The sequence below is a fragment of the Telluria sp. RT2P19 genome, assembly GCF_059685725.1.
Window position 1 is genome coordinate 26,324 of sequence record NZ_JCASIL010000011.1, and the last position, 22,130, is coordinate 48,453.

The following is a 22,130-nucleotide window of genomic DNA, read 5'->3' on the forward strand; positions in this document are numbered from 1 at the left end:
GCGGATGTACGCGCACGACGCCGCCCAGGCCCGCGCCGGGGCCATCCTCACGGTCGACCTGGACGCGGTGCGCGCCAACTACCGGCTGCTGCGCGCGCGCGGCGCCTCAGGCGGCGGCGCCGCCTGCGCGGCGGTTCTGAAGGCCGACGCCTACGGGCTCGGCATGCCGCAGGTCGCGGCCGCGCTGGTGCGCGAAGGCTGCCGCGACTTCTTCGTGGCCCACCTCGACGAAGGCATCCGCCTGCGCCAGATCGTGCCCCCGGACTGCACGATCCGCGTGATGCACGGCGCCATGCCGGGCACGGCGCGCGACTGCTTCCAGCACGACCTGGTGCCGGTGCTGAACGATCCAGGCCAGGTCGCTGAATGGCGCGCATTGGCGCAGGACCTGGGCCGCAGGTTGCCGGCGGCGCTCCAGGTCGACACCGGCATGTCGCGCATGGGCCTGGCCCGCGCCGATCTCGATCGGCTGCGCCAGGATCCGGACTGGCTGCGGGGCATCGACCTGCGGCTGGTGATGAGCCACCTGGCCTGCGCCGACGAGCCGGCGCACCCGCTCAATGAACGCCAGCGCCGGCGGTTCGAGGAAGTGCGCGCGCTGTTCCCGGGCACGCCGGCCAGCCTGGCCAATTCTTCCGGCGTATTCCTGGGCGGCGCCTGGCACTTCGACCTGCTGCGCCCGGGGTGCGCCCTGTACGGTATCAACCCGCAGCCAGGCCACGCCAATCCGCTGGCGCAGGCGGTGTCGCTGGCCGCGCGGGTGGTGCAGCTGCGCACCGTCGCGGCGGGCGAGATCGTCGGCTACGGGGCGCGCTATGTCGCGCCGGGCGAACGCCGCATCGCCACCATCGCCATCGGCTATGCCGATGGCTGGCTGCGCGCCCTCAGCGGCCATTCCCGGGCGTTCATTGACGGCGTGGCCGTACCCTTCGCCGGCACGGTGTCGATGGACAGCATCACGCTCGACGTCACGGGCATTCCCGAATCGCGCATCGCGCCCGGCCAGTCGGTCGACCTGCTATGCGCGCAGCAGACGGTGGACGACGTCGCCGGCCAGGCTGGCACCATCGGCTACGAGGTACTGACGCGCCTGGGGTCGCGCTTTCACCGGCAGTACGTGGGTGAAAGCGCCGCTGGCTAGAACAGCTCGCCGTTCAAGGATGGCGCTGGCGCCGCACGCCGCGGCGCCAGCGGCGCCGGCCAGGCCTTCATGCGTTCGGCCGGAAAATGTCGCAGGAAGCTGCGCGCCACGTCGATCTCGCGGCAAGCCAGCCAGTCCCCTACCTCTTCCTGCGCCAACAGCACCAGCGAGCGCTTCTCATCGACAGGCTTGTGCATGCGGCGCATCAGCGGATGGTCGTCGGCATTGATGGTGATCTGGGTGAAGGCGCTCGACACCGCGCCGTCCGCCTCCTGCCACTCGCGCCACAGCCCGGCCGCCCAGAACAGCGATTCGTCGGCCATGCCGATGGCGGTGCGCTCGGCGCGTCCGCTCTCGTAGCACGGCTCGTAGAACCACAGCATCGGCACCGCGCACAGTTGCAGGCGGCGCCAGGCGGGGGCGAACGAACGGCGCTCGACCAGCGATTCGGCGCGCGCATTCATGGTGTCGAACGGTTTCACCCCGGGCGGGATGTGGCGCCGCGGGACCATGCCGTAGCTGGCCACGCAAGCCTCCGGACGCAGGCCGGGCGCGGCGCGCAGGATCGGCGCCGCGTAGTCCTTCCAGGTCTCCTCGGGCCAGTGCCAGTCGCGCGGCAGGATGCTGAACGCGCCGATGCGGCCATTGAACTGCTCAGGCGTCGGAGGACGATAATTTACGCACATCGAAAGAATCCAGGAAATGTTACTCAATAATAGCAGTGCCGGGCCCCATGCATCGCGCATGTTGCAGCAAGTGTAAAATACCACCGTTCATCCCTTAGCATTCGCCCGATGCCGACCAGCCTTCCCTTCCTGCCCGCCACCGACGAAACGTCGCGCCTGATCCTTGCCTATCCCTGGGAAACGACCCGCCTGGGTCCCATCGGGGACTGGCCGACCGTGCTCAAGACCACGGTCGCCCTGATCATGGCGACGCCGGCGCCGATCGTCACCCTGTGGGGCGAGGATGGCTACATGATCTACAACGACGCCTACCGGGTGTTCGCCGGCGGCCGCCATCCAATGCTGCTGGGCTCCAGGGTGCGCGAAGGCTGGCCCGAGGTGGCCGACTTCAACGACAACGTGATGAAGGTGGGCCTGGCTGGCGGCACCCTCAGCTACCAGGACCAGGAACTGACCCTGCACCGCAGCGGCCAGCCCGAGCAGGTCTGGATGAACCTCGATTATTCGCCGATCCGCGACCAGGACGGCGCGGTCGCCGGCGTGATGGCGGTGGTGGTCGAGACTTCAAGCAAGGTCAAGGCCGAGCGCCACGTGCGCGCCGAACGCGCACGCCTGGCCTCCATGTTCGAGCAGGCGCCCGGTTTCATCTGCCTGCTGGAGGGCCGCGCGCACCGCTACGCCCTGGCCAACGACGCCTACCGCACGCTGACCGGCAATCGTCCCCTGCTCGGCCTGGCGGTCGCGCAGGCGGTGCCGGAACTGGCCGAACGCGGCATCGTCGAAGTGCTCGACCGCTGCTTCGCCGACGGCGCGACTTTTCGCGCCGTCGGCGTCGAACTGACGCTGCGTAATCCCGGGCGCGAGCAGCCCATGCACTTCTTCATCGACTTCGTGCTGCAGCCGCTCAGGGACGCCGACGGCGCCGTGTTCGCCACCTTCGTGGAAGGCAACGACGTCACCGAGCGGGTGCTGGCCGAGCGCGCGCTGCGCGCCAGCGAGTCGCGCTTCCGGACCTTCGCCCAGGCCATGCCCAACCACGTGTGGGCGGCGCGCGATGACGGCAACGTCGAATGGATCAACGACCGCGTCCATGAATACGCCGGCGCCGAGCGCGCGGCCCTGCTGGGCCACGGTTCCGACACGCTGGTGCATCCCGACGACGACGCCCGCTATCGCGCGCTGTGGGCCGCCAGCGTGGCCACCGGCGCGCCGCTGGACGCCGAGATCCGCGTCCGCCGCCACGACGGCGAATACCGCTGGCACCTGGTGCGCGCGCGGCGCTCGCCGGGCGAGGACGGCGATGACGCCCTGTGGATCGGCAGCAGCATCGATATCGAAGATCAAAAGCGCGCCGGCGCGGCGCTGGCGGCGGCCAACGCCACCCTGGAGGAGCGGGTCGCGCGCCGCACGGCCGAGCGCGACCGCATGTGGCGGCTGTCGAAGGACATCATGCTGGTCGCCGAGCTCGATGGCGTCCTGTCCGCGGTGAATCCCGCCTTCACGTCGATCCTCGGCTGGACCGAGTCCGAGGTGCAGGGGCGCTCGCTGCTCGAATTGGTGCATCCGGACGACTGTGGCCCGACGGCGCGCCAGATCGAGGCGCTGCGCCTTGGCGGCCAGGTGTTCCGCTTCGAGAACCGCTGGCGGCGCAAGAACGGCAGTTGGTGCAACCTGTCCTGGACCGCCTCGCCCGACGATCGATACATCCACGCGGTAGGCCGCGACATCAGCGTCGACCTGCAACAGATGGAAACGATGCGCCGCACCGAGGCGGCGCTGCAGCAGGCGCAGAAAATGGAAACCATCGGCAAGCTGACCGGCGGCGTGGCGCACGACTTCAACAATCTGCTGCAGGTCATCGGCGGCAACCTGCAACTGATCGCGCGCCGCGCCGACGGCCTGCCAGAGATCAAGAAGCGCGTCGAGAACGCCATGAACGGCGTCGAGCGCGGCGCCAAGCTGGCCAGCTCCCTGCTGTCGTTTGCGCGGCGCCAGCCGCTCGAGCCGAAGGCGGTCAAGATCGGCCGCCTGCTGGGCAGCATGGAAGACATGATGCGGCGCACGCTGGGCGAGGAGATCGACGTCGAGACGGTGATCTCGGGCGGGCTGTGGACCACCGAGGTCGACCCGGCCCAGCTCGAGAACGCGATCCTGAACCTGGCGATCAATGCGCGCGACGCCATGGACGGCGCCGGCAAGCTGACCATCGAGGTCGCCAACGCCGCGCTGGACGCCTCCTACTGCGCCGCGCACCCCGAGGTCGCGCCAGGCCAGTACGTGCTGCTGGCTGTCAGCGACACCGGCAGCGGCATGCCGCTGGATGTCATCGAGCAGGCCTTCGAGCCGTTCTTCTCGACGAAACCCGAGGGCAAGGGCACCGGACTGGGCCTGTCGATGGTGTACGGCCTGGTCAAGCAGTCGGGCGGCCACGTCAAGATCTACAGCGAGATCGGCGAAGGCACGACCGTCAAGATCTACCTGCCGCGCTCATTGCAGGCCGAGGACCACGCCGGCGAGCAGCTGGTGCAGACGGTCACCGGCGGCCACGAGACCGTACTGGTGGTCGAGGACGACGAGCAGGTGCGGCTGACGGTGGTCGACATGCTGACCGACCTCGGCTACCGTGTGCTGCGCGCCAACGACGCCGCCTCGGCCCTGACCGTGATCGACAGCGGCATCCACATCGACCTGCTGTTCACCGACGTCGTCATGCCTGGCCCATTGCGCAGCCCCGAGCTGGCCAAGAAAGCGCGCGAGCGCCTGCCGAACGTCGCGGTGCTGTTCACCTCGGGCTATACCGAGAACGCCATCGTGCATGGCGGCCGCCTCGATCCGGGCGTGGAGCTGCTCGGCAAGCCCTATACGCGCGACAACCTGGCGCGCAAGGTCCGTCACGTGCTGGGCAACCAGCAGCAAAAGAACGCGGCCCTGCAGCCGCCCGCAGGCGTGCCCGCACCGGCCGCGTCGAAGGCGCGCGTGCTGCTGGTGGAAGACGAGGACGACATCCGCGAGAACACCGCGGAACTGCTGCGGATGATGGGGTACGGGGTGCTGGAAGCGGCCAGCGCCGAGGCCGCGCTGGCGCTGCTGGAACGGGAGCCGGCCATCGTGCTGACCGACCTGCAGCTGCCGGGCCTCGGCGGCGAGGCGCTGGCGCTGGCGGTGCGGCGACGGTTGCCGCGCGCCAGGATCGTGTTCATGAGCGGGGCCAGTCACGCCTCGGATATCGCGGATGCCTTGCTGCCCAAGCCGTATGACGCCCGGCAGCTGGAGGCAGTGCTGGAAAAGCTCGTCTGACGGCATGGCCTGGCAGGTAACATTAGGGGAGGACTGCCGCCCCCCCTTGCGCCAATTCCCCCCTGCGTCAATTCACGCGCCATCGAGTTGCTCCCTGAGCGTCGCCAGGAAACGCTCCTTGTCCAGCAAGGTGCGCACGTCGCCGCTCCCGTCGTCGCCCGGCACTTCGAGCACCTCGGCGGCATCGCGCCGCATATCGCTCGGCCCGTTTACGCGCAGCAGTTGCGGCGACGGACGGCGCTGGCTGTCCGGCAGCGACAGGATGGCGTCGACCCGGTCGACCACCAGGCCGAAGCGCTCGCCCTCGTGTTCCAGCACCAGGATCCGGCAGCCGGTCGAAGAAAGCGCCGCCAATGGCACCTCGGGCCCGCTCCCAGAGAGACGACCACGCTCACCAACTTGACAGTGAGCGACCCGCCCCCGATCCATACCACCTACTGGGCAGCGCTTGCGGTGCCATGCCGGCAGGGTTGCCCTGCACGGAATCGAGCAAGCCGGAGGTCGGCGCCCAGCTTAGGCCGAATCGATGTGACCGGCACCCTGGTCCCGGGAGCGACCGCAGTGCCACTGTTTCAGTCAAAGTTCATTAGTGCTGCATGATCTTGCCACCGCAAGTTACAATTAAGAAATAGTTTGTCCGGTTTCACTTTCGCAAACTGTGAGAATTTGATAGATTGATGACTTGCCCGTGCGTATCTGTTACGCATACCGGCAGCCTGTATGATGCCCCGGCCGCGCGGTCGCCTGACCGGCGGTATGCGCCGTTTGCGTTCTCTGGCCCGGCCGGCGCAGGCACTTAACCTGAGCACACCTGAATCCATGAAATCGCACAGCAGTTCATCGCCGGCGCAGCCAGACTCCGCTTCCTTGGAAGTTTGTTCGACCAAGGAAGCCGCGAGCCTGCTCGGCGTCTCTCATCGCACGGTCCAGTTATGGGTCGAGGGCGGTGTGCTGCAGGCGTGGAAGACGGCCGGCGGCCACCGTCGCATCCTGCTCACCTCGGTGAACCGGCTGGTGGCCCAGCGCAACGAGGCAGTCAGTGGCGGCCACTCCGCCAGGCAGGCGACCGCCCCCGAGGCGCCGTCTAGCGCGCGCCGCATCGTGATGGCCGACGACGACGCCACCCTGCTGCGGCTGTACGAGCTGGAAATCTCGGGGTGGGGACTGGACGCCGAACTGATCAAGGCGCGCGACGGTTTCGATGCGCTGATCCGGATCGGCGAAACCAAGCCCGATCTCTTGATCAGCGACCTGAACATGCCGGGCATGGATGGTTTCCGCATGGTACGTACACTGCGTGCTGATGCGCGTTATGGCAAGATGGCGATCATCGTGATCAGTGGCCTGGACCGGGCAACGATTGCCTCGATGGGGCTGCCGGCCGACATCCCGGTGTTCTCCAAACCCGTGCGCTTCCCCGAGTTGCGCGCCAGGGTCGAGCAACTCCTTGGCGCCGGCGACCAGGTCGCGGAGACTTAACAGGGGAAACATGAATGCGCCCCGAGCCGGACAGCATCGCCAGTACCGCCTTTACCTGCTCCCGGCCCGATGCCGCTCGTGTCCGGGCCAGGCATGCAGCTGCCCGACACTCCGCCCGAAGAACGCTTCGGCCGCATTACGCGCCTTGCATGCCGCATGCTCGGCGTACGGATCCCGCGCCTGGCCCTGGTCGACGACAACGCCATGCTGCGACGCCTGTACGAGCTGGAGATCGAGACCCGGGGCCTGGACCTCGCGGTACGCAAGGCCAGCAATGGCATCGAGGCGCTGGTGCCCATCGGCGAAGCGCGGCCCGACATCCTGGTGAACGACCTGTACATACCGGGCCTGGACGGCTTCGGCATGATCCGCTCGCTGCGCGACACTCCGCTTACCGCCAGCATACCGCCGGTGGTCGTCAGCGGCATGGACAAGCCGACGGTGCTGTCCCTGGGCCTGCCTGAGGACGTGCCCTTCGTCACCAAGCCCGCTCTGCTGGCGGCCATGCGCGCGGCGGTCGTGCCGCGGCTGGCTGCGCCCGCCAGAATCTCCAGACCTTGCCATCCGCCGCCCCGAGCGCGCCAATGAACATGAACGCGACACGCCACACCCCCGCCCCACTACCCGCCGACGAGGCGCGCCGCCTGCAGGTCCTGATCGACCTGGATTTGCTGGACTCCGCGCCCGACGAGCGTTTCGACCGCATCACGCGCCTGGCCGCGCGCCTGTTCGACGTGCCGACCGCCCTGGTCAGCCTGATCGACGCCGAACGCCAGTGGTTCAAGTCGCGTGTCGGCCTGCAGCTCGATGAAATCCCGCGCTCGTCCTCGTTCTGCGCCCACGCCATCCTGCAGGACGACGTGATGGTGGTGCGCGACGCCTGCCAGGACGAGCGCTTCGCGCACAATCCGCTGGTCCAGGGCGATAACGGGGTGCGCTTCTATGCCGGATCGCCGATCGAGGTCGGCGACGGCACCCGGATCGGCACACTGTGCATCATCGACCGCGTGCCGCGCGAGTTCGGTCCCGATGAGCGCACCCTGCTGCGCGACCTGGCCGGCATCGTCGCCAACGAAGTGGCCGCCCTCGAACTGAAAGCCATGGCCGAGCGCGAACGGCGCAGCGCCCATGTGGTGCAGGCCCTGCTCGAACATTTGCCGGACGGGGTGCTGCTGTTCGACCAGGACGACGCGATCGCTTCCTGCAACCCTGCGGCCGAACGCATGTTCGGTGCGCCGTGCAGGGTGCTGGCAGGCCTGCCCGCGAGCACCCTGATCGGCATCCGGCCGCGCGCGATCGCGCGCCACGAAACGGACGCCCGGCGTCCGGACGGCGGCACCTTCGCGGCCGAGCTCTCGATCGCCGAAATGACGCTTGACGGCCGTGTCTACCTGGTAGCCACGGTGCGCGACGTCGCCTGGCAACGCGCCGAGCGGGAGCGGGTGCGCGACGCCAACCAGCGCCGCCACGATTATTTTCGCACCGCCAGCCATCAGCTGCGCACCCCCATGGCCAGCATCCTGGGCTTTTCCGAACTGCTGCTCAAGCGCGAATTCGACGCCGCCACGGGCCGCGAACTCATCGACATCATCCATCGCCAGGCCACGCGCATGATCGCGCTGGTCAACCAGATGCTCGACCTGGCGCGCATCGACTCGGGTGGATCGGCCCAGATGCACCCGGAGCCGCTCGACCTGGGGCAGGTGACGGAGAAGGTAAAGGCCGCGATCGAGGACGCCGCGCAAGCTTCCCGTGTCGCGCTGCGGCCGGCGCCCGCCCTGCCGTCGGTGCTGGCCGATCCGCTGCGCGCGCAGCAGGCGCTGGCCAATATCGTGGCCAATGCGCTCGCCTATTCGGCGCCCGGCAGCGAGGTCGGGATCGGCATCGCTGCCGGGTCGCGCGACGGCCGCCCCGGCGTGGCGGTGACCGTGACCGACCGGGGCGTCGGCATGACACCGGAGCAGCAGCGCCAGGTGTTCGACGCCTTCTGGCGCGCCGGCGCCCTGCCCGACGTACCGGGCAATGGCCTGGGCATGACCATCGTGCGCGAGATCGTCGCGGTGCACTGCGGCCAGGTGGAGATCGAATCGCGTCCCGGCGACGGCACCCGTGTGATCCTCTGGCTCCCGTGCGACGGCGCACCTGCGCCGACGGGAACGGACTCGTGACCCGCACCATCCTCGTGGTCGACGACCAGCCCGACCTGCGCCTCCTGATCCGCTTCGCGCTGCGCGCGCTGGGACAGGTCGACCAGGCCGCGCGCGCCGAAGCGGCGCTGGCGCGGCTGGCCGAATCGGTGCCGGACCTCCTGATCCTGGACGTATGGCTGGGCGCAGGGACCAGCGGGCTCGAACTGTGCCGCAAGCTGAGGGATGCCCTGCCAAGGCCGGCATGAAGATCATGCTGCTGTCGGCCTACGGGCAGCAGAGCGACGTGGCGGCCGGGTTGGCCGCCGGCGCCGACTATTACATGGTCAAGCCGTTCAGCCCCGGGGCACTCATGGAGGCCGCGGCAGGGTTGCTCGACAGTGGAGCTGCGTGGTAGCGTAAGATGACGTCTTCCGCCGCTCACTTTTCGGAGACGTCCATGAGTACCCAGGGCCACCACCACCAGATCGACAACATCGAATTCAACGTCGCCGACATCGCGCGAAGCAAGGCTTTCTATGGCAATGTGTTCGGCTGGAACTTCGTTGACTACGGCCCGGGCTATACCGAGTTCCGCGACGGCCGGCTGGCCGGCGGGTTCACGACCGACGGCCCGGTGCGCAGCGGCGGCCCGCTGATCATCCTATATTCAAGCGACCTCGAAGCGACCCAGCGCAAGGTCGTCGCCGCCGGCGCCGCCATCAGCAAGGACACTTTCTCGTTCCCCGGCGGACGCCGCTTCCATTTCACCGATCCGGACGGCTACGAGCTGGCCGTATGGAGCGTCGACGAACCGGGTGAATGATCGCCCCGCGGGCGTGCGGTCAAGCCGGCAGGTTGACGTGGAAACAGGCGCCGCCGCCCACACGGTCCTGGAACCACAATTCCCCGCCGTGCTCGAGCACGATCTGGCGGTTGACCGCCAGACCCTCCCGCGCATCCCGCCGGCGCGCCTGGGCGGGCACTACGACGGCAGCTGGGGGCCGCTGTCGGCAGGGCTCGAGGTCCTCTGATCCCATGAAGGCGGTCACGCCGCCTTCATGGGTCGAACTCCCGGCAGGCCGGCAGCTCATCCGTATGTGTTGACCATCCCTGCCGTTTGCCGATCGTTACTAGGAAAATATTAACTAAAATTAATAATTCGCACACCCCCGTTTAAGGCGGCGACGGGCATAGTCGAAGGTAGGGAAAAATACGCTCTCAACCTTGCACACCGGATCCGACCACATGCCCTCGAACATCCCCTTGCGCCGGCGCCAGCCGGCCCTTGGCGCCGCCGTGCTGGCGGCGCTGCTGCTGTCCGCCTGCGCCAAAGACCCGCAACCCGCGGCACCGACCATTCCCGAGGTCGGTGTACTGACGATGAACACGTCCAACGTGGCGCTGAACATCGCCCTGCCGGGGCGCACCGCGCCCTACCTGCTGGCCGAGGTCCGGGCCCGGGTCGACGGCATCGTGCAGGAGCGCCGCTTCAAGGAAGGGGCCGACGTCAAGAAGGGTGACCCGCTGTACCTGATCGATCCGGCGCCTTACCGCGCCGCGCTGGCCAGCGCCGAGGCCGAGCTGCAGCGGGCCCGGGCCACCCTGGCCAGCAACACCTCCCAGCTCAAGCGCAACCAGGTGCTGGTGAAGGAAAACGCGGTCAGCAAGCAAGAGTTCGAAAACGCCGAAGCGGCCCAGCTGGAAGCGGCGGCCGACGTCGCCGCCGCGAAGGCGGCGGTCGAGACGGCCCGCATCAACCTCGGCTACACCAGCGTCAGCGCGCCGATCACCGGCCGCAGCAGTGTCTCGGCGGTGACGCAAGGCGCCTACGTGCAGGGCAACGCGGCCACCCTGATGACCACGGTCCAGCAGATCGACCCGATGTATGTCGACCTGCAGCAGTCCAGTGTCGAAGGCCTGCAGCTGCGGCGCGAGATCGCCGCCGGCAAGGTCAGCATGGATGGCGCCAACGCGGCCAGGGTCGTGCTTACGCTGGAAGACGGCAGCACCTACGCGCGCGCGGGCACGCTGGAATTCAGTGGCGTGACGGTCGACCCGGCCACCGGCTCGGTCACCCTGCGCGCCAGGTTCCCGAACCCGGATCACCTGCTCTTGCCCGGCATGTTCGTGCGCGCCGCGGTCAGCCAGGGTGTGCGCCAGGGCGTCATGCGCGTGCCGGCGCCCAGCGTGGCGCGCACCCCGCAGGGCGGCGCCACCGTGATGCTGGTCGGGGCCGACAACAAGGTCCAGGTACGCGCGGTCCGGACCGGACCGCTGGTCGACGGTCACTGGCTGGTCGAGGACGGCCTGAAGGAAGGCGAACGCGTCATCGTGGGCGGCAGCCAGAAACTCAAGCCCGGCATGACGGTCAGGGTGCGCGCCGCTGCACCGGCGGCGCCGGCCGCGCCAGGCGCTTCAGCCGCTCCAGCCGCTCCAGCCGCTTCGGCGCGAGGTTGAGCGGCGATGGCGAAATTCTTCATCCACCGCCCGATCTTCGCGATCGTCATCTCGCTGCTGATCATGCTGGGGGGCGGCATCTCGCTGTTCCAGATGGCGGTCGAGCAGTATCCGCCGGTGCAGCCGCCGTCGGTGCAGATCCGGGCCACCTTCCCCGGCGCATCGGCCGAGACCATGCAGAACACGGTCATCCAGGTGGTCGAGCAGCAGCTGACCGCGATCGACAACCTGCTCTACATGGCCTCCTCGAGCGACGATTCGGGCCAGTCAACGACGACCCTGACGTTTGCCGCCGGCACCGACCCGGACATCGCCCAGGTCCAGGTGCAGAACCAGCTGCAGGCCGCGGTATCGCGCCTGCCGGCCGAGGTCCAGCAAAACGGCTTGCGCGTGACCAAGTCGACCAGCGACTTCCTGATGGTGGCCGCCTTCGTCTCCGACGATGACAGCATGAGCAAGTTCGACATCGCCAACTACGTCTCGTCGAACATCCAGGACCCGCTCAGCCGCATTCCCGGCGTGGGCGACATGAACGTGTTCGGCACCCAGTACGCCATGCGGATCTGGCTCGACCCGCTCAAGCTCACCGGGTATGCGCTGACCCCGAACGACGTCACCGCCGCGATCCGCGCCCAGAACGTGCAGATCTCCGGCGGCCAGCTGGGCGCCACCCCGGCGGTGCCGGGCCAGGCGCTGAACGCCACCATCACCCAGGCCACGCTGCTGCGCACGCCCGAAGAATTCCGGCGCGTCCTGCTCAAGGTCCAGCCGGACGGTGCGCATGTCCGGATCGGCGACGTGGCCCGGGTCGAGCTGGGCCCCGAGAACTACTTCGTCGACGTGCGCTACAACGGCAAGTCGGCCTCCGGCCTGGGCATCCAGATGGCGCCCGGCGCCAACGCGCTCGACACCGCGGTCGCGGTACGGGCGCGCCTGGCCGAGCTGGGCGAATTCTTCCCGCCCGGCCTGCGCACGGTCTATCCGAACGACGTCACGCCCTTCATCGAGCAGTCGATCAGCGGCGTGGTGCATACGCTGATCGAAGGCATCGTGCTGGTGTTCCTGGTCATGTACCTGTTCCTGCAGAATTTCCGCGCCACGCTGATCCCCTCGATCACGGTGCCGGTGGTCTTGCTCGGCACCTTCGGCATCATGGCGGTGCTCGGGTTCACGATCAATACGCTGTCGATGTTCGGCCTGGTGTTGTCGATCGGCCTGCTGGTCGACGACGCCATCGTGGTGGTGGAGAACGTCGAGCGCGTGATGCACGAGGACGGCCTGGGGCCGCTTGAGGCCACCCTCAAGGCCATGGGCCAGATCAGCAGCGCGCTGATCGGCGTGGCGCTGGTGTTGTCGGCCGTGTTCGTGCCGGTGGCCTTCTCGAGCGGCACGGTCGGCGCCATCTACCGCGAGTTCTCGCTCACGGTCGTGGCCTCGATGCTGCTGTCGGTGTTCATCGCACTCAGCCTGACGCCGGCCCTGTGCGCCACCATGCTCAAGCCGGTCGACCCCGGCCACCACGAAAAGAAAGGCTTTTTCGGCTGGTTCAACCGTTCCTTCGACCGCAACCGCGACCGTTACCTGGCGGGCGTGTCGCGCATCCTCGGACGGCGCGCCGTGTGGATGGTGGTCTACCTGCTCACCATCGGCGTGGTGCTGGCGCTGTTCCTGCGCCTGCCGGGCGGCTTCCTGCCCAAGGAAGACCAGGGTTACATGATCGTCCAGGTGCAGGCTGCGGCCGGCACCACCCAGGAAACCACCGGCAAGGTGCTGGAAGAGATCAGCCAGTACCTGCTGAACGACGAGAAGGCAATGGTCGACGCGACCATGATCATCAACGGCTCGGCCCAGGGCCAGCGTGGCCAGAACGTGGGCCGCATGTTCGTGCGCCTGCGCCCGTGGGACGAGCGCGGCGCCGACGGACTGCATGTGTCGGCCCTGAGCGACCGCATCGCGGCGCGCTACCGCGACTTCCAGGGCGCCCAGGTGACGCCGATCGAGCCGCCGTCGATCCGCGGCCTCGGCTCGGCGACCGGGTTCACCCTGCAGCTGCAGGACCGCGGCGGCCTCGGGAGCGCCGCGCTGGCCGAGGCGCGCGAGCAGCTGCTGGCGCTGGCGGCGAAGGAGCCGGCGCTGGCGCGGGTGCGCTTCACGGGCCTGTCCGACAATCCGATGTACAAGATCGACATCGACCGCGAGAAAGCGGCCGCGCTGGGCGTGGACCTGACCGAGGTGGACGCCAATTTTTCCACCGCCTGGGGAGCGCGCTACGTCAACAACTTCCTCGACCTGGATGAACGGATCAAGCGCGTCTATGTGCAGGCCGACGCCGAGTACCGGATGAATCCGGACGACATCCGCCTGCTGCATGTGCGTAACCGCGACGGCGAGATGGTGCCGTTCTCGTCGTTCTCGAGCGCGCGCTGGACCTGGGGGGCGCCCTCGGTGCAGCGCTACAACGGCCTGACCTCGGCCGAGATCGTGGGCCAGCCGGCGCCAGGCTACAGCACCGGCGAGGCGATGGCCGTCATGACCCGGCTGGCGGGCCAGCTCCCGCCGGGCATCGGCTTCGAATGGAGCGGCGTCTCGCTGCAGGAATCGCAGGCCGGGGCCCAGGCGCCACTGCTGTATGCGCTGTCGATCCTGGTCGTGTTCCTGTGCCTGGCCGCGCTGTACGAAAGCTGGGCGATCCCGATCTCGGTGATCATGGTGGTGCCGATCGGCGTGCTGGGCGCGCTGGGCGCCGCCACCGCCTTCGGCATGGAGAACGACGTGTTCTTCCAGGTCGGCCTCTTGACCACCATCGGCCTGTCGGCCAAGAATGCGATCCTGATCGTCGAGTTCGCGCGCGAGCTGCAGCTGCAGGGCATGGGGCTGGTCGAAGCGGCGCTCGAAGCGTCGAAGGTACGGCTGCGGCCGATCATCATGACCTCGCTGGCCTTCATCCTGGGCGTGACGCCGCTGGCGCTGGCCGGCGGCGCCGGCTCCGGCGCCCAGAACGCGCTGGGCATCGGCGTGATCGGCGGGATGCTGACGGCGACCTTCCTGGCGACGTTCATGGTCCCGCTGTTCTACGTGATCGTCGCCGGCCGCTCGAAGCCGCCGGTGCCCCACGCGCCGGGCCAGGAAACTCCGGATACAATGCCGGCTTCCCACTGAGACCGCCGTGAAACTGCTACTCGTCGAAGACAATGAACGCGTGGCCCGCTTCGTCAAGAAGGGGCTGACCGAGGCCGGGCATACGGTCGACCATGCCGACAACGGCCGCGACGGCATGTACCACGCCGTCAGCGAGCCGTACGACGCGATCGTCATGGACCGCATGCTGCCGGGCGGGATCGACGGCCTGGGCATCATCGAAGCCTTGCGCCAGCAGGGTAACCGGGTGCCGATCCTCATCCTCTCGGCGCTGGACGGCGTGGATGACCGCATCCGCGGCCTGCGCGCAGGCGGCGACGACTACCTGACCAAGCCGTTCGCCTTCGGCGAGCTGCTGGCGCGGCTCGACGCGCTGCTGCGCCGTTCGCAGAGCCAGACGGTGGAGACGGTGATGAGCCTGGGCGACCTCTCGGTCGACATGCTGTCGCACCGGGTGATGCGCGCCGGCCGCCCGGTGGCGCTGCAGCCGCGCGAATTCAAGCTGCTGACTTACCTGCTGCGCCACGCGAACCAGGTGGTGACGCGCACCATGCTGCTCGAAAACGTGTGGGACTACCACTTCGACCCGCAGACGAACGTGATCGACGTCCACATCAGCAAGCTGCGCCAGAAGATCGACGCCGGCTTTGCCACGCCGCTGCTGCGCACCGTGCGCAACGCCGGCTATATGCTGACCGACCAGCCGTGAGGCCCATGTCTTGAACCTGCGCCTGCCCAGCTTTTCGGCCCGCACCATCGCGATCGGCTACGCCGTCGTCACGCTGCTGGTGCTGGCGATGTTCGCCGCGCCGCTATGGTTCGCCTGGCACAAGAACATCGGCGAGGTGCGCACCCAGCTGCTCAAGACGGACGCGCGCCACCTGCGCAACCTGTTCGAGCGCCAGGGCCCGCCGGCGCTGGCGGCGGCGATCGACAGCCAGGTCCATGGCGTGAACGACGGCGTGCGCAAGATCATGCTGTTCGTGGCGCCCGACGGCGCCAAGCTGGCCGGCAACCTGCCGGAGTGGCCCGAGGGGGTGCCCGAGCGCGATGGCCTGTGCCAGGTGACGATCCGGGTCGACGACAAGCCGCGCAATGTGGAACTGGTGCGGGTGACGCTGGAAGACGGCTATTCGCTCCTGGTCGCGAGCAACCTGGACCGCTTCCAGCAGCTCGAGCGCCTGTTCGCCTATGGCCTGCTGGGCTGCGCGCTGGCGGTGCTGGTGGGCGCCGCGCTGGGCGGCGTGTTGATCCGGCGCGCGCTGCTGGGCCGGGTGCAGAGCATCAGCCGGACCACGGCCTCCATCATCGAAGGCAAGCTGTCGCACCGCCTGGTCGAGCCGCGCGACGGCGACGAGCTGCAGCAGCTGACGCGCACGGTGAACCGCATGCTGGACCAGATCGAGCACCTGGTGACGGGGGCGCAGGACGTGTCGAACGCGATCGCCCACGATTTGCGCACCCCACTGTCCGAATTGCGGGCGCGCCTGGAAGAACTGTCGGTGGCGCGGCCTTCGAGCGAGGAAACCTTCGCCGAAATCGACGCCGCCATCGACGACGTCGACCGCGTCATGGGCATCTTCAATGCACTGCTGAGGCTAAGCGAAATCGACAGCGGCAGCCGCCGCAGCGGTTTCGTCGAAGTCGACCTGGCCGCGCTGGGCGCCGAGGTCACGGAATTCTACGGCCCGGTCGCCGAACTGAAGGACATCGACCTGGGCTTCGACGCCCCCGAAGACCTGCGCGTCTTCGGCGATCCGGTCCTGCTGGCCCAGGCGCTCGGCAATCTGGCCGACAACGCCCTGAAATACGCCCCGATCCGCGGCACGATCGCCATCACCGCGCGCCGCATGGACGCCGACACGGTGGACATCGTCGTCGCCGACAACGGCCCTGGCATCCCCGCGTCCGAACGCACGCGCGTCATCGAGCGCTTCTACCGCGTCGACGCCAGCCGCGGCACGCCGGGTGTCGGCCTGGGCCTGAGCGTCGTCTCCGCCGTCGCCCGCCTCCACAACGGCACCCTCACCCTCACCGACAACCACCCCGGCCTGCGCGCCACCCTGCGCCTCGCCTCCCTCCCCAATAATCAGGGTCAGAGTCGAATTGTTTGACAACTTCAGTAAATCAATTACTTAATAATTCGACGCTGACCCTGATTCTTTTGCAATCTATTTCCTAACAAAGAGGGTCAGTGTCGAATTGTTCGACAACTTCGGCAGTTGCCCAACAAATCTAACCTCAACCTCATCGAAAATCAGGGCGTTAGGCTTTGAGTAGTGTTTTTTTAGAGAGAATTTGAGAATCGGCATTCTCCACGCTGTCGATAGCGCTAACGCAGCCCAAAACAAATGAGGGTCAGTGTCGAATTGTTTAGCAACTTTAAAAAATCAATTGCTGAATAATTCGACATTGACCCTCATTGTTTCGCAACTTCTTTTGCGGACCCAGCTGTAGGCGAAAAAGACCGGATGCTAATGGGCTATTGGTCAATAATTCTACTCTGCCCCTCATTGTTAGGGGTTAGCTGCCGAAGTAGCGGCCGGCGCGGTGCCAGGCCATGACCATGCTGCTCATGGCGACTGCGCTCACGGCGGACCAGCCGACCAGGTGTGGCGCGACCAGGGCCAAGGCCAGCAGCAGGATCACGCTGTCGATCATCACCTGGGTGCGGCCGGCGTTGATGTAGTACTTTTTTTGCAGCCACAACGTCACGATACCGGTGCCGCCGACGCCCGCGCCGTGGCGCGCCAGGGCCAGGATGCCCATGCCGCAGAAGGTGCCGCCGCCCAGGGCCGCGACCGCCGGGTGGATGTGGTCGATCACCAGCACGTAGGGCATGATTTTCAGCAGGCCCATGATCAGCGCGCTGCCAGCCAGCGATTTCAGCGTGAACAGCGGGCCCATGAACAGATAGCCGAACAGGAAGAACGGGACGTTGATCATCATGAACAGCGTGCCGACCGATACCCCGCTCACATACGACGACAGCAGCGCGATACCCGCGACACCGCCGGTGAGCAGCTGGGCCGCCTGCAGCAGCACGATGCCGACCGCCACGAACAGCACGCCCACGGTGATCCCGTAGACATCGTCGAGCAGCGAGTGTGGCTTAACCACGACAGCGCGCGGGCTCGGCGTGGCCGAACCCGGGAACATGGCAGACTGGCTCATCCTCGTACCGCCGCATCGGTCACGATGGAAGCGATCGCCACGTACGCGGAATGAATCCGCCGGGTGGCCGTGCAAGGGGTAGCGACGAGCGACGAGCTGAAGTTCATGTTCCTTACGATAGTCTGGTAACAGGTTCAAGGCGCGCCTGATGGGCGCAAAAGACCGAATCTCACGGGTATGGAGTGCTTCGGGCCGCTATTATCGCTCATGTTGCGCTGCAATGTCGATACACTTGGCATCCATCCGTACCAGAGGAGAAACACCTTTGTGCGACGCACTATGACAGTGCGTTCCTACCCAGCCCGGTGCGGATCAGGCGGCTGCAGTGCCCCGCCCCGGTGCCCCGGCGTCCGCCAGCTCGCGCTCCAGGAACTCGACGCACACCCGCACCTTGGCCGAATTGCCCAGTCGCTGGGGATACACGGCCCACACATTGGCTTCCTGGGTGTAGTCGGGCAGCAGCTGCACCAGCCGTCCGGCGTCGAGATGGGGCTGGGCGTGCCAGCGCGAGCGCAGGATGATGCCGGCGCCGCCGAGCGCCCAGCGCAGCGCGATCTCGCCATGGTTGGTCGACAGCGCGCCCGATACCTTCACCGTCTCCTCGCCGCTGCGCGAACGCAGCCGCCACACGCCGAAGGGGTGGTCGCGTTCCTTGATCACCAGGCACTGGTGGCCCGAGAGTTCCTGCAGCGCGCGCGGCGCGCCGTGCTGCTCGATATAGTCTGGCGCGGCGCACAGGATGCGGTGATTGGCCATCAACTGCCGCGCAATCAGCTGCGGCGCGATCTCGTCGCCGATCCGGACATCCAGGTCGAAGCCCTCGGCCACCGGATCGACCAGGCGGTCGAACACCTCGAACCGGATCTGCAGCGCAGGGTAAGCGCGCACCAGTTTCGCAATCGCCGGCGCCACCACGTTGCGCCCGAAGCCGAAGCTGCTGCAGATGCGCACCCGGCCACTGGGCTCGCGGCGCCGTTCGGACACCTCGTCGACCAGATCGTCCAGGCTGTCCAGGATGGCCTGGGCGCGGCCGAACGCCTGTTCGCCATCGTCGGTGATGACGATGCGGCGCGTGGTGCGCTGGAACAGCCGCACGCCGAGCGCGTCTTCGAGCACGCCGATGCGCTTGCTGATATACGCCGCCGACATGCCCAGCTCCTCGGCCGCCGCCGCGAACGACCCCTTGCGCACCACGGTGACAAAGACCCGCAAGTCGGCATGCTCCAGCAGATTATTCACGCTGCGTGTTCCTTGAGGTCACGAAAAGCCATATTATAAACAAGGCGTTTCGGATTATCCTGAGTCTACTTTATAGGCGACACAGGAGAACACCATATGCAAACCCACAAGATCGCAGTCATCGCCGGCGACGGCATCGGCAAGGAAGTCATGCCCGAAGGTCTGCGCGCCCTGGCCGTGACCGCGCGCCGTTTCGGCATCCGGCTCGAATTGACCACCTTCGCCTGGGCCGACTGCGACTACTACGCGCAACACGGCAAGATGATGCCGGACGACTGGCGCCAGCAGCTGGACGGCTACGACGCCATCTATTTCGGCGCCGTCGGCTGGCCCGACACGGTGCCCGACCATATTTCGCTGTGGGGTTCGCTCCTCAAATTCCGGCGCGAGTTCGACCAGTACGTCAACTTGCGTCCGGTGCGCCTGATGCCCGGCGTGCCCTGCCCGCTGGCGGGCAAGAAACCGGGCGACATCGACTTCTACGTGGTGCGCGAAAACACCGAGGGCGAATACTCTTCGGTCGGCGGCAAGATGTTCGAAGGCACCGAGCGCGAACTGGTGCTGCAGGAATCGGTGTTTACCCGCCACGGCACCGACCGCATCCTCAAGTACGCCTTCGAGCTGGCGCGGCGCCGTCCGAAAAAGCACCTGACCGCCGCCACCAAGTCGAACGGCATCTCGATCTCGATGCCCTACTGGGACGAGCGCGTGGCCGCCGTCGGCGCAGACTACAGCGACGTCAAATGGGACAAGTATCACATCGACATCCTTTGCGCGCGGTTCGTAATGTCGCCCGAACGCTTCGACGTGGTGGTGGCCTCGAACCTGTTCGGCGACATCCTGTCCGACCTGGGCCCTGCCTGCACCGGCACCATCGGCATCGCGCCGTCGGCCAACCTGAATCCGGAACGAAGCTTCCCTTCGCTGTTCGAGCCGGTGCACGGCTCGGCGCCCGACATCTACGGCAAGAACATCGCCAACCCGATCGCGATGATCTGGTCGGGCGCGATGATGCTCGAGTTCCTGGGCCAGGGCGACGCGACCCATACCGCCGCGCACGACGCCATGCTGGCCGCGATCGAGAAGTGCCTGGTCGAGGGCCCGCGCACGCCGGACATGGGCGGCACGGCCAATACCACCGAGGTCGGGCAGGCGGTCGCGCGCTACCTCGACGCGCAGGCCTGAAGGAGCGTCGCCAGCCGGACGAGGACGATTTTCGCCACATGCTACGCTGCCCCGAAAGTTCAACCGAAGGAGCAGAAAATGGCAGAGCAATCCAACCGCCCCCTGGCGCTGATCACAGGCGCATCCAGCGGCATCGGCTACGAACTGGCCCACCAGTTCGCGGCCGACGGCCATGACCTCATCATCACCGCCACCACGCAGGCCGGCCTGGACGCCGCCGCCGCCGAGCTGAAAAGCCGCGGCGCCCAGGTCACCACCGTGGTGGCCGACCTCACCGGCTTCGACGGCGTCGAGGCGCTGCACGCGGCCGTGCGCGCCACCGGCCGCCCGCTGGCCGCGGCCGCGCTCAACGCCGGCGTCGGCCTGGGCGGCTACTTCGTCGGCGGCACCGACCTGCAGCGCGAGATCGCCATGATCCAGCTGAACACGATCTCACAAGTCCACCTGACCAAGCGCCTCCTGCCCGACATGGTCGCCCAAGGCGCCGGCAAGCTGCTGTTCACGGCTTCGATCTCGGGCACCATGCCCACGCCCTACGAGGCGGTGTATGGCGCGACGAAGGCCTTCCTGGTGTCGTTCGCCGAAGCGGTCAAGTCCGAGCTCAAGGACAGCGGCGTGAACGGCATCACCATCACGCTCCTGATGCCGGGCCAGGTCGACACCAATTTCTGGCCGCGCGCCGACATGCTGACCAATAAGCTCGGCGTGGGAGAAAAGGCGTCCCCGGCGAAGGTGGCCGAGGAAGGCTACCAGGCGCTCAAGGAAGGCAGGGACCGCATCGTCGCCGGCCTCACGAGCAGCAAACTGATCGGCAACGTCGTCAACAATGTAGCGCCGGATACCGTCAAGGCCGACCTGCATGCGGCCCAGGCAAAACCGGGATCGGGATTGAAATCCTGACGTCGGCACGGCGTGGGCGGCTCGCCCGCCCACGCGCCCAGCCGGCAGCGATCAGTCGGTCAGGCGCCGCATCTGCGCAATCAGGTCGGCCTTACCTTCGAACCCGATCCCCGGCAGGTCCGACATATTGATGAATCCATTCTCGACCTTCACCCCATCCGGGAAGCCGCCATACGGCTGGAACAGGTCGGGATACGACTCGTTGCCGCCCAGCCCCAGTCCGGCCGCGATATTCAGCGACATCTGGTGCCCGCCGTGCGGAATGCAGCGGCTGGGCGACCAGCCATGCTGGCGCAGCATCTCCAGCGTGCGCAGGTACTCCACCAGCCCGTAGCTCAGCGCGCAGTCGAACTGCAGCCAGTCGCGGTCCGGGCGCATGCCGCCATGGCGGATCAGGTTGCGCGCGTCCTGCATCGAGAACAGGTTTTCACCAGTCGCCATCGGCTTGTCGTAGTAGTTGCGCAGCGTGGCCTGCAGCTCGTAATCGAGCGGGTCGCCCGCCTCTTCGTACCAGAACAGGTCGTACCGCGACAGCGCCTTGGCATAGCGGATCGCGGTGTCCAGGTCGAAGCGGCCGTTGGCATCCACCGCCAGCTTCTGGCCATCTCCGAGCACGCTGAGGATCGAATCGATGCGGCGCAGGTCTTCGTCGAGCGAAGCGCCGCCGATCTTCTTCTTGACCACCGTGTAGCCGCGGTCCAGGTAGCTGCGCATCTCGTCCTTCAGCTTGCCGTGGTCCTGGCCCGGATAGTAATAGCCGCCGGCCGCATACACGAATACCTTGCGCTCGGGCTGTCCGTTGCCGTACCGGTCGGCCAGCAGCTGGAACAGCGGCTTGCCGGCGATCTTCGCCGTCGCATCCCACAGCGCCATGTCGATGGTGCCGATGGCCACCGAGCGCTCGCCGTGTCCGCCCGGCTTCTCGTTGGTGAACATCGCCTGCCACACCTTGTGCGGGTCGAGATTGTCGCCACCGGCATCGACCAGCGAGGCCGGATCGGCTTCGAGGATGCGCGGGATGAAGCGCTCGCGCATCAGCGTGCCCTGGCCGTAGCGGCCGTTGGAATTGAAACCGTAGCCGATCACGGGTTTGCCGTCGCGGATCACGTCGGTGACGACGGCGACCACGCTCAGCGTCATCTTGCTGAAGTCGATGTAGGCGTTGCGGATCGGGGAGCTGATCGGGACGGTCTTTTCGCGGATCTCGACGATTCTCATGGGGTGTCTCCTCTTGCATTGAACGAGCCACCAGATTATTCGCTTCGACAGCGGTTATGATTGAGAATAATTCACTAGATTCTTAAC

General features: G+C 67.1%; 20 protein-coding genes. 15 read left to right on the forward strand and 5 right to left on the reverse strand.

What is annotated here, in order from left to right; all coding sequences use genetic code 11:
- Nucleotides 1-4 precede the first annotated feature (4 nt).
- Nucleotides 5-1,141, forward strand: a complete 1,137-nt coding sequence (alr, locus tag AC56KW_RS14695; protein ID WP_497171427.1) for an alanine racemase — start codon at nt 5-7, stop codon at nt 1,139-1,141.
- On the opposite strand, the gene AC56KW_RS14700 is transcribed toward alr, so the two are convergent.
- Nucleotides 1,138-1,827, reverse strand: a complete 690-nt coding sequence (locus tag AC56KW_RS14700) for an SOS response-associated peptidase family protein (protein ID WP_497171428.1) — start codon at nt 1,825-1,827, stop codon at nt 1,138-1,140. The genes alr and AC56KW_RS14700 overlap by 4 nt on opposite strands.
- A gap of 108 nt (nt 1,828-1,935) precedes the next feature.
- Here AC56KW_RS14700 and AC56KW_RS14705 point away from each other — a divergent pair, with 108 nt between their 5' ends.
- Complete coding sequence (locus tag AC56KW_RS14705; RefSeq protein WP_497171429.1) at nt 1,936-5,124, forward strand: hybrid sensor histidine kinase/response regulator; 3,189 nt, start codon at nt 1,936-1,938, stop codon at nt 5,122-5,124.
- A 72-nt stretch (nt 5,125-5,196) separates the two neighbouring features.
- Here the strand turns inward: AC56KW_RS14705 and AC56KW_RS14710 are convergent, their stop codons facing one another.
- On the reverse strand, nt 5,197-5,478 hold the full coding sequence (locus AC56KW_RS14710; protein ID WP_497171430.1) for a chemotaxis protein CheW: 282 nt from the start codon (nt 5,476-5,478) through the stop codon (nt 5,197-5,199).
- 513 nt (nt 5,479-5,991) lie between these two features.
- On the opposite strand from AC56KW_RS14710, the gene AC56KW_RS14715 reads away from it, so the two are divergent.
- The 11 genes from AC56KW_RS14715 to AC56KW_RS14765 all read left to right on the forward strand — a co-directional run bounded on the left by AC56KW_RS14715 (nt 5,992) and on the right by AC56KW_RS14765 (nt 16,441).
- Nucleotides 5,992-6,603, forward strand: coding sequence for a response regulator (locus AC56KW_RS14715; RefSeq protein WP_497171431.1), 612 nt, complete (start codon nt 5,992-5,994; stop codon nt 6,601-6,603).
- A gap of 93 nt (nt 6,604-6,696) precedes the next feature.
- Entirely contained in the window at nt 6,697-7,191 is a 495-nt protein-coding gene (locus tag AC56KW_RS14720; RefSeq protein WP_497171432.1) for a response regulator, read from the forward strand.
- 2 nt (nt 7,192-7,193) lie between these two features.
- On the forward strand, nt 7,194-8,771 hold the full coding sequence (locus tag AC56KW_RS14725; protein ID WP_497171433.1) for a sensor histidine kinase: 1,578 nt from the start codon (nt 7,194-7,196) through the stop codon (nt 8,769-8,771).
- Nucleotides 8,768-8,998 carry a response regulator gene (locus AC56KW_RS14730; RefSeq protein ID WP_497171434.1) on the forward strand — a complete coding sequence of 77 codons (231 nt, stop codon included), beginning with the start codon at nt 8,768-8,770 and terminating at the stop codon, nt 8,996-8,998. Before AC56KW_RS14725 ends, AC56KW_RS14730 begins: the two co-directional genes overlap by 4 nt.
- Complete coding sequence (locus AC56KW_RS14735; protein WP_497171435.1) at nt 8,995-9,147, forward strand: hypothetical protein; 153 nt, start codon at nt 8,995-8,997, stop codon at nt 9,145-9,147. The genes AC56KW_RS14730 and AC56KW_RS14735 overlap by 4 nt, the downstream gene beginning before the upstream one ends.
- Nucleotides 9,148-9,189: 42 nt before the next feature.
- On the forward strand, nt 9,190-9,555 hold the full coding sequence (locus AC56KW_RS14740) for a VOC family protein (RefSeq protein ID WP_497171436.1): 366 nt from the start codon (nt 9,190-9,192) through the stop codon (nt 9,553-9,555).
- Between the two features lie 37 nt (nt 9,556-9,592).
- Nucleotides 9,593-9,763: a hypothetical protein gene (locus AC56KW_RS14745; protein WP_497171437.1), complete on the forward strand. Its 171-nt coding sequence runs from the start codon at nt 9,593-9,595 to the stop codon at nt 9,761-9,763.
- 214 nt (nt 9,764-9,977) lie between these two features.
- Nucleotides 9,978-11,189 carry an efflux RND transporter periplasmic adaptor subunit gene (locus AC56KW_RS14750; RefSeq protein WP_497171438.1) on the forward strand — a complete coding sequence of 404 codons (1,212 nt, stop codon included), beginning with the start codon at nt 9,978-9,980 and terminating at the stop codon, nt 11,187-11,189.
- 6 nt (nt 11,190-11,195) lie between these two features.
- The gene (locus AC56KW_RS14755) at nt 11,196-14,348 is read left to right on the forward strand and encodes an efflux RND transporter permease subunit (RefSeq protein ID WP_497171439.1); all 3,153 of its coding nucleotides are present in this window, start codon (nt 11,196-11,198) and stop codon (nt 14,346-14,348) included.
- A gap of 7 nt (nt 14,349-14,355) precedes the next feature.
- A complete protein-coding gene (locus AC56KW_RS14760; RefSeq protein WP_497171440.1) occupies nt 14,356-15,036 on the forward strand; it encodes a response regulator transcription factor in 681 nt (226 codons plus the stop codon).
- Nucleotides 15,037-15,046: 10 nt separating this feature from the next.
- Nucleotides 15,047-16,441, forward strand: coding sequence for a sensor histidine kinase (locus AC56KW_RS14765; protein WP_497171441.1), 1,395 nt, complete (start codon nt 15,047-15,049; stop codon nt 16,439-16,441).
- A 409-nt stretch (nt 16,442-16,850) separates the two neighbouring features.
- Here the strand turns inward: AC56KW_RS14765 and AC56KW_RS14770 are convergent, their stop codons facing one another.
- Nucleotides 16,851-17,501, reverse strand: a complete 651-nt coding sequence (locus AC56KW_RS14770) for a YitT family protein (RefSeq protein ID WP_497171442.1) — start codon at nt 17,499-17,501, stop codon at nt 16,851-16,853.
- Nucleotides 17,502-17,813: 312 nt separating this feature from the next.
- Nucleotides 17,814-18,740 (reverse strand): LysR substrate-binding domain-containing protein, encoded by a 927-nt coding sequence (locus AC56KW_RS14775; RefSeq protein ID WP_497171443.1) that lies wholly within the window; start codon nt 18,738-18,740, stop codon nt 17,814-17,816.
- Between the two features lie 96 nt (nt 18,741-18,836).
- Between AC56KW_RS14775 and AC56KW_RS14780 the strand changes: the two genes are divergently transcribed.
- Nucleotides 18,837-19,925, forward strand: a complete 1,089-nt coding sequence (locus tag AC56KW_RS14780) for a tartrate dehydrogenase (protein WP_497171444.1) — start codon at nt 18,837-18,839, stop codon at nt 19,923-19,925.
- Between the two features lie 78 nt (nt 19,926-20,003).
- On the forward strand, nt 20,004-20,825 hold the full coding sequence (locus AC56KW_RS14785; RefSeq protein ID WP_497171445.1) for an SDR family NAD(P)-dependent oxidoreductase: 822 nt from the start codon (nt 20,004-20,006) through the stop codon (nt 20,823-20,825).
- Between the two features lie 51 nt (nt 20,826-20,876).
- On the opposite strand, the gene AC56KW_RS14790 is transcribed toward AC56KW_RS14785, so the two are convergent.
- Entirely contained in the window at nt 20,877-22,043 is a 1,167-nt protein-coding gene (locus AC56KW_RS14790) for a mandelate racemase/muconate lactonizing enzyme family protein (RefSeq protein WP_497171446.1), read from the reverse strand.
- Between the last annotated feature and the right edge of the window lie 87 nt (nt 22,044-22,130).